The organism is Hymenobacter cheonanensis, assembly GCF_030581075.1.
GTDB lineage: Bacteria > Bacteroidota > Bacteroidia > Cytophagales > Hymenobacteraceae > Hymenobacter.
Window position 1 is genome coordinate 23771 of record NZ_JAUQSW010000021.1, and the last position, 7495, is coordinate 31265.

General features: G+C 65.3%; 4 protein-coding genes. 1 reads left to right on the forward strand and 3 read right to left on the reverse strand.

Going from position 1 to position 7495, the window contains the following annotated elements:
- Positions 1–163: 163 nt before the first annotated feature.
- Entirely contained in the window at positions 164–2980 is a 2817-nt protein-coding gene (locus tag Q5H89_RS23075) for a S9 family peptidase (protein WP_305021704.1), read from the forward strand.
- A 106-nt stretch (positions 2981–3086) separates the two neighbouring features.
- On the opposite strand, the gene Q5H89_RS23080 is transcribed toward Q5H89_RS23075, so the two are convergent.
- The 3 genes from Q5H89_RS23080 to Q5H89_RS23090 form a co-directional block, all read right to left on the reverse strand.
- The gene (locus Q5H89_RS23080) at positions 3087–4418 is read right to left on the reverse strand and encodes a HupE/UreJ family protein (RefSeq protein ID WP_305021705.1); all 1332 of its coding nucleotides are present in this window, start codon (positions 4416–4418) and stop codon (positions 3087–3089) included.
- Positions 4419–4436: 18 nt separating this feature from the next.
- Positions 4437–5534, reverse strand: a complete 1098-nt coding sequence (locus Q5H89_RS23085) for a DUF3500 domain-containing protein (protein ID WP_305021706.1) — start codon at positions 5532–5534, stop codon at positions 4437–4439.
- Between the two features lie 88 nt (positions 5535–5622).
- Entirely contained in the window at positions 5623–7014 is a 1392-nt protein-coding gene (locus tag Q5H89_RS23090) for a DUF3500 domain-containing protein (RefSeq protein WP_305021707.1), read from the reverse strand.
- Positions 7015–7495: the final 481 nt, after the last annotated feature.

The window sequence follows — 7495 nt, forward strand, 5'->3', positions numbered from 1 at the left end:
GCATTGCTTGGTAGGGCGAGGCTAGCCGGGTTATTTTAGCAGGGTGCCGGCTTGCGGGCCGGGCTACTGCGCAGCCTTTAGCCGCCACTATTCGCCTTTGGGGCGAGGTGCACTTTTCTTGCATTCTGAAATTAGCAGCTTGTGCTGTGAATATCCTGTATTTATGCCCAAATATTTAATTCTCTTTGCCGGGCTGGCGGCTAGCCCGGCGCTAGCCCAGCAGGCGCCTAAAAAACCGCTCGACCATACCGTTTATGACCAGTGGCAAAGCGTTGCCAATCAGAGAATAAGCGATAATGGCAAGTACGTGCTATTCCAGGTGAAGCCCCAGCAGGGCGACGGTACGCTGTACCTCAAAACGACGGCCGGCCGCCCGCTGCGGCAGGTGAGCCGCGGCGATTCGGCGCTGTTCACGGCCGATTCGCGGTTTGCGGTGTTCGCCATCAAGCCCCGCTACCAGGATGTGCGTCAGGCGCGCATCAAAAAGAAAAAGCCCGAGCAGATGCCCAAGGATTCCATCGGCATCTACAACGTGGACACCGGCAAGCTCACCAAGTACGCCAACGTCAAGTCGTTTCAGGTGGCCGAAAAGGCGCCCGTGCTAGCCTTCCTGGGCGTGAAGCCCGCCGTGAAGGACTCGCTCAAGAAGGCGCCCGTGGACACGGTAAAGAAAATCACCGACCGGCTGCTCGAAACCAAGAAAGAGGGCGCGCTGCTCACCGTTATCAGCCTGCCGACGGGCCAGGTACGCACGTTTGAGGCCGTAACCGATTTCCAGGTTAGCAAGCCCGGCAACAAGGTGGCCTTTGCGGTGGCGGCGCCCAGGGGCAGCAAGACTATCAAGTCGGGCCTCTTTGTGTACGACCTGGCTAGCAACAGCTTGCGCCAGCTGAGCGGTGGCAAGGGCGTGTATAAAAACCTGGCCTTCGACGATGCGGGCCAGCAGCTGGCTTTCACCGCCGAAAAACACCCCGAGAAGGCGCTGGTGAAGCCCTTTAGCCTGTACTACGCTGATTTTAAGGCTGACAGCGCCCGGCTGGTGCTGGCGCCGGGGGCTAGCGTGCTGAAGCCCGGCTGGTCGCCGAGCGGGTTTGGCAAGGTGGTGTTCAGCGAAAACGGCGAGAAGCTGTTTTTTGGCACCGCGCCCGACCCCATTCCGCAGGACACGACCCTGGTGGAGTTTGAGCACGCCAAGCTCGACATCTGGAACTACAAGGACGACTACCTGCAACCCATGCAGCTCAAGAACCTCAAGAAGGACTTGCAGCGCAACTACTTAGCGGTGGTGTATCCGAAGCAAGGCAACAAGTTTTTGCAGCTGGAGGATGAGTACCTGCGCGACTCGTACCTGGCCGAGCGCAACAACGCCGAGTACATTCTGGCCGTGACCGACACGGCCAAGCGCGTGGCCATGCAGTGGGAGGGCAGCACCCGCAAGCAGGCGTATCTGGTATCGACCCGCACCGGGGCGCGGGTGGCCATCAACCCGCAGGCGGCCAAGAGCCAGTTTCAGCTCTCGCCGCAGGGCAGGTTTGTGGTGTGGTACGACTACGCCACCAAAAACTGGTATTCATTTTCGGTGGCTAGCCACCAAACTACCAACCTGACCGCCAAAACCGGCGTGGCGATGGCCGACGAAGAAAACGACTCGCCCGACGACGCCCAGCCCTACGGCGTGGCCGCCTGGACCAAGGACGACGAGGCGGTGCTGATTTTTGACCGCTACGACATCTGGAAAATCAACCCCCAAACCGGCGTGGCTACCAACTTCACCAATGGCGTGGGCCGGGCCAACAAGCTGATAATGCGCTACCGGATGCCGGTGGAAAAGCAGAAATTCATCGAGCCCAAGAGCGAGCTGTGGCTGCTGACCCAGAACGAAACCACCAAGCAGTGGGGCTACTACCACAAAAACGTGGCTAGCGCCAAGGCGCCGCAGCCAGCCGTGGTGGCGCCCGCCAGCTACTCGGCCCTGATGCAGGCCAAGAATGCGCCGGTGTTCGTCTACACTAAGTCCAGCGTAACCCACCCGGCCGACCTCTACGCGAGCCGCGACCTGGTGCACGAAACCCAGCTCAGCGCCATCAATCCACAGCAGAAGGACTACAACTGGTTTACGGCCGAGCTTACGCACTGGACCACGCCCAAGGGCTACGCGGCTACCGGCGTGCTCTACAAGCCCGAGAACTTTGACCCTAGCAAGCAGTACCCGATGGTGGTGTACTTCTACGAGAAGCTGTCGGATGGCCTGTATAAGTACACGGCGCCCGCGCCCACGCCCTCGCGGCTCGACATTGCGCTGTTTGCCAGCAACGGCTACCTCGTGTTCACGCCCGACATCAGCTACACCATCGGCGAGCCCGGGCCGTCGGCGGTCGAGTTTATCAACTCGGGTGTGGAGGCGCTGAAGAAAAACAGCTGGGTCGATGGCGCGCACATTGGCCTGCAGGGCCAGAGCTGGGGCGGCTACCAGGTGGCCTACCTCATCACCCAGACCAACATGTACGCCGCGGCCTGGGCCGGCGCGCCGGTCGTGAACATGACCTCGGCCTACGGCGGCATCCGCTGGGAATCGGGCATGAGCCGGCAGTTTCAGTACGAGCGCACCCAGAGCCGCATCGGCGGCACGCTCTGGGAAAAGCCCGAGGTGTACATCCGCAACTCGCCTTTGTTCTCGCTGCCCAAGGTGCAGACCCCGGTCGTCATCATGTCCAACGACGCCGATGGCGCCGTGCCGTGGTACCAGGGCATCGAGATGTTTACCGACCTGCGCCGCCTGGGCAAGCCCGTGTGGCTGCTCCAGTACAACGGTGAGGCCCACAACCTCGTGAAGCGCGAAAACCGCAAGGATATCTCGGTGCGTGAATTGCAGTTTTTCGACCATTACCTCAAGGGCGCCCCCGCCCCGGTGTGGCTCGACAAAGGCGTGCCCGCCGTGGAGAAAGGCCGCAACTGGGGCCTCGAAGTATCGAGCAAGTAGGCGCGGGGCTAGCCCCGCTTGCTCCTGCAAAAAAAGGGCAGCTGCCGGTAGGTAGCTGCCCTTTTTTGGGCTAGGGTAGGGACTCTTAAGGCGCCGGCATGCAGCCTTAGCAGCGCTGCTGCGGCGCCGAAACCCCACGGGCCGGCCGGTACCGCCAGGCGAGGGCCAGTGCCAGCCCGGCCAGCAGCGCCAGGGCCACCGGCGCGTAGGCGGCTACCTGCTCGGCGCCCAGGCCCAGCCCGTTGCGCTGGCTGGTGGCGCGCTCTACTACCCAGGCCGTGGCGGCCACGGCGGCCAGCCCGGCCCCCGCCACCCGCACCAGGCGGTAGGCCGGCGTGCGGGCCAGCAGCAGCAGCCACGGAATGGTGAGGCCAATCACGAAAAGCTGCATCAGCTCGATGCCTAGGTTGAAGCCCAGAATGCTCAGGGCCATGGGCCCGGCTTCGAGGTGCAGGTTGGCCAGCGTGCCGGCGAAGGCCAGCCCGTGCACCAGCCCGAAGCCCGCCGCCACCCACGCCTCGCGGCCCGGAAACAGCGGCCGCACCGCGTGGGCCGTCGACACCAGGATGGATACTGCAATTAAAATCTCGACGGGCTGGCCCGGCAGCCTTACCCAGCCCAGCGCCCCTAGCAGCAAGGTGAGCGAGTGGCCCAGGGTAAAGGCCGTGACAATCAAGAGCAGCCGGCGCAGGCTGTAGCGCACCCCGCCAAAGCGGCCCCAGCGCCGGCCGCTCACTAGCAGCGGCGCCGGCAGCAGCAGCACCAGCAAAAACAGTAGGTGGTCGGTGCCCTCGGCAATGTGCCGGATGCCGAGCTGCACCATCGCCCCAAAGCCGGTCCAGGCGCTGCCCGCCGCCAGATTTATGGCCAGCGGCGGCACCACGTTGTTGCGCACATCGAGCGCAATAATGCCCACCCGCGCCTGGGTGGTATCGGCCACCTGGCCGCGGGCCCAGTCCTGGCGCACGGCCACCAGTATTTTATGGGTAACGACTTGGTGGATAACCGCATCGTAGACGAAGGTGAACTGCCGCACGTCTTCCCCGGGCGGGGGCGTCAGCCGCAGCTGCGCCGTCAGCTCGCGGTAGGTGCCGTTGATGGGGTTCCGGGTTTCGTGCACCGCCAGCGCCCCCACGGCCACGGCCCACGGGCGCCCATCGGGGCTCTGGGGCCGGGTGTGCTGGGCCAGGTAGGTACGTAGCGCAGGCCCTAGCCGCGCCACCAGGTGGGCCGACGAGTCGTCGACAGCGTGCCCAAAGGCCGCCTGCAACTCATTGAGCGGAATCTGCACCTCGGCCTCAATGTGCTGGCCCTGAATGGTGAGCAGCACCACCGACACCGGCATGGGGTGCGCCGCCGCCAGAGGCGCGCGCAGGGCAAGCAGCAAAACAGCCAGCCCCAACCCCAGCCAGCCCCGCCGAACAAACGATAAATTCATGCTACAAAACAAGTTAAGCTACCGCCCGCCGTAATCGCTAGTGCGGTCGCGCCACACCGAGTGCGGGTGCACGGTGCCCGGAAAATCACGACTAGCCTGCGCCGAGTATTCCAGCCAGAGGCGCGGGCCATCGAGGCGCACGTAGTCGCTGGCCTGGCGCATGGTGCCGCTGCCCACGAAGGCCAGGTAGGTATCGGCCAGCTGGGCGGTGTAGGCGGCGAGTATGGGCGCCGCCGTAGCGGGCTCCAAGTCATTGACGTACAGCCGCAGCGCCCGCAGCACCAGCTGCTGCTGGGCCGCGCTGAGGCTGCCCACGCGCAGCCCCTGCCGGGCGGCCGGAAACTGCCCATCCTGGCCCGGCCCCAGCACCACATCGTGAAAAGCAGTGCCTAGCCGGGCCGTGGCAGCCTGGCTGCTGCTCAGGCTGCCTAGCAGCGCCGCAAAGGCCTGCTGCTCCTGGGCCATGGGCGCGTAGGTGCGGCCGTGGGCCGCGACGGCCGTCATGGGCTCCACGCCCCGGAAGGCGGGCGTGACGCCCGCTACCTTGCCGCCGGCGTAGGTATTGGCCAGGGCAAAGTGATGGCCGCCGTATTGCAGCTCCCAGCGCCCCGTGAGGCTGGGCGTGCCCAGCAAAGCCAGGTAGTAGTTGCCGCGCCCAAAGGTGTCGGTTTGCTTGGTGGCCGTGCCCAGGTAGTCATCGGCCGCCAGGCCACCTTCCAGCTCGTCGTAGCCCTCGTTGGGCATGCCGGGGGCCAGCACGGCGGCCAGCAGCGCCTTGGCCGCCGCCAGCTGGGGGGCGCTGAGCGCGCCCAGGCTCAGGCCCACCCGCTGGGGGCGGCTAAAGCGCTGCGGAAAGTTCGACCACTTGGCGGCATCGGCCTTGGAATAGGGGAGCTGCACCAGCGCCACCTGGCCAGGCGTGAGCGTGGCCTTCAAGGCCTCGGCCCGGCACACCACCCGGGCTAGCCCCTGGGCCGTGGCGCAGGCCGGGGCGGGCGGCGTGGGGGCCGCCGGCACCTGGGCGGCCAGCGCGGGTATCTGCCACTGATTTTGCAGCCCGAACACGGCGGGCAAAGCCAGCAGCGCGGCCGCGTACAAAAGGAAGTGAGATTTCATGGGGCAAGCTAGAGAAAAAGGCCGGCCCGGCGAGCGGCGGCCGGCGGCGGCGCGCAACGTGCGCCGCCGTAAGCTACTTAATGCTTAATTAATTGCCGCCGTAGTCGCCGGTGCGGTCGCGCCATACCGAGTGCGGGTGCGGGGTGCCCTTAATCACGATGCCGCCCTGCGCTGAGTATTCCAGCCAGAGGTGCGGGCCATCGAGGCGCACGTAGTCGTTTTGCTGGCTCATCGTGCCCGTGCCCGAGTAGGCCACGTAGGTATCGGCCAGGTCGGCGGTGTAGGTGGCGAGCACAGTAGCGGCCGTTTGGCTATCCAGGTCGTTGACATACAGCTTGATGGCGCTGAGCACCAGGGCCTGCTTATCCGTGCTGAGGGTGCCCGCTTTCAGGCCCTGCTTGGTGGTGGGGAACTGCCCGTCCACACCGGGGCCCAGCAAGATGTCGGTGAAGGTGCCCGAGAGCTTGGCCGTGGCCTGCTCGGCGGTGCTGAGGCCGCCTAGCAGGGCGGCAAAGGCCTGGCGCTCTTGCTCTACCGGCTGGTAGGTGCGGCCATTAACCGTGACGGCGGCCATCGGCTCCACGGCCCGGAACGAGGGCGTGACGCCCGTAATCTTGCCGCCGCTGTAGGTATTGGCAAAGGTGTAGTGGTGGCCGCCAAACTGCAATTCCCACAGGCCCGTGGTGCTCGGCGTGCCCAAAAAGGCCAGGTAGTAGTTGCCCGCCCCGTAGGTCGAGCCCCCGCCGTTGGCCGCCAGGTAGTCGTCGGCCGCCAGGTTGCCTTCCATTTCATCATAGCCCTCGTTGGTGACGCCCTGCGCCAGCACCGCCGTAAGCAGGGCTTTGGCCGCTGCTAGTTGGGTGCTGCTGAGCGCGCCGAAGTTGATGCCCACGCGTTTGGTCTGGGTCAGGGCCTGCGGCAGGTTCGACCACTTCACGGCGTCGGCTTTCGAGTAAGCCAGCTGCACCGTAGCCACCTGCGCGGCCGTGAGCGTGGCCTTGAAAGCCTCGGCCAGGCACACCACCCGCGCCAGCCCGGTGGCCGACGAGCAGTCGGTGGCCGAGGCCGTGGCGCCCACCGGCAGGGCAAAGCTGCACGCCTGCCCCCCAAAGCTGAGCGCAAAGGTGGCCGTGCCCGTAGCGGCCGGCGTGCCGCTGACCACAAAGGCCAAATTGCCGGCCCCGCTAGCCAGGGTGCCCGTTTGCAGGGTGGCCGTGAGGCCCGCCACGCCCGTAGAGGCAATGGCGCCGCCCGCCGCGTAGGTGCCGCCGTTGCCGCCGGTGTAGGGCACGGTGGCCGTGCCCGAGTAGGCGGCGCCGCTCACGGCCGCCGCCGAAAACATGGCCGTGCCGCACGACAGGGCGCTAACCGTGGCCGTAGTGGCAACGGGCGTGGCCGTAGTCTCGTCTTTCTGGCAAGAGGTAATTAGTAGCAGAGCGGCCAGCAGGCTGGCGGCGAAAGAAGAGCGGGGTGTGCGCATTTGAAAGGAGGGCTAAGTGCCGGCTGGTTGCCCTGGCAGTGAGTAGCCAGCACAACAAACCTAGCCCGCCGCCCCGCCCGGGCACGGATATAATCTGTCTCTGGCGGATACTTTTAGACCAATACCGCTTCTGGCTAGACGGTAGGGGCGGGACTACCGCGCCGCGAGAAGCGTAGCCAAGCTTGGATAATGGTTGGCGTCTTCGGTATCTCTTGCCGCACGATGGCTGGCGGCCGAGGCTGGAAAGCGGCAGCCTGACCGGGCGCGCGTGGGTGCAGCGCCTGGGCCGGCCCACGGCGAAAGTATTCAACGACATTATACGCCCCGCACCTCGAAAAATCAACTTCGCCCGCCGGCTCCACAAGCAAAAAGGCCCTTTCTGCGAACAGAAAGGGCCTTTTTAAACGGTTGCGGTCTGGACGGGACTCGAACCCGCGACCTCCGCCGTGACAGGGCGGCATTCTAACCAACTGAACTACCA

Bases quoted from the DNA above. Each gene is read 5' to 3' on its own strand.
- Q5H89_RS23075 (WP_305021704.1), top strand. From the start codon at position 164: ATGCCCAAATATTTAATTCTCTTTGCCGGGCTGGCGGCTAGCCCGGCG.
- Q5H89_RS23080 (WP_305021705.1), bottom strand. From the start codon at position 4,418: ATGAATTTATCGTTTGTTCGGCGGGGCTGGCTGGGGTTGGGGCTGGCT.
- Q5H89_RS23085 (WP_305021706.1), bottom strand. From the start codon at position 5,534: ATGAAATCTCACTTCCTTTTGTACGCGGCCGCGCTGCTGGCTTTGCCC.
- Q5H89_RS23090 (WP_305021707.1), bottom strand. From the start codon at position 7,014: ATGCGCACACCCCGCTCTTCTTTCGCCGCCAGCCTGCTGGCCGCTCTG.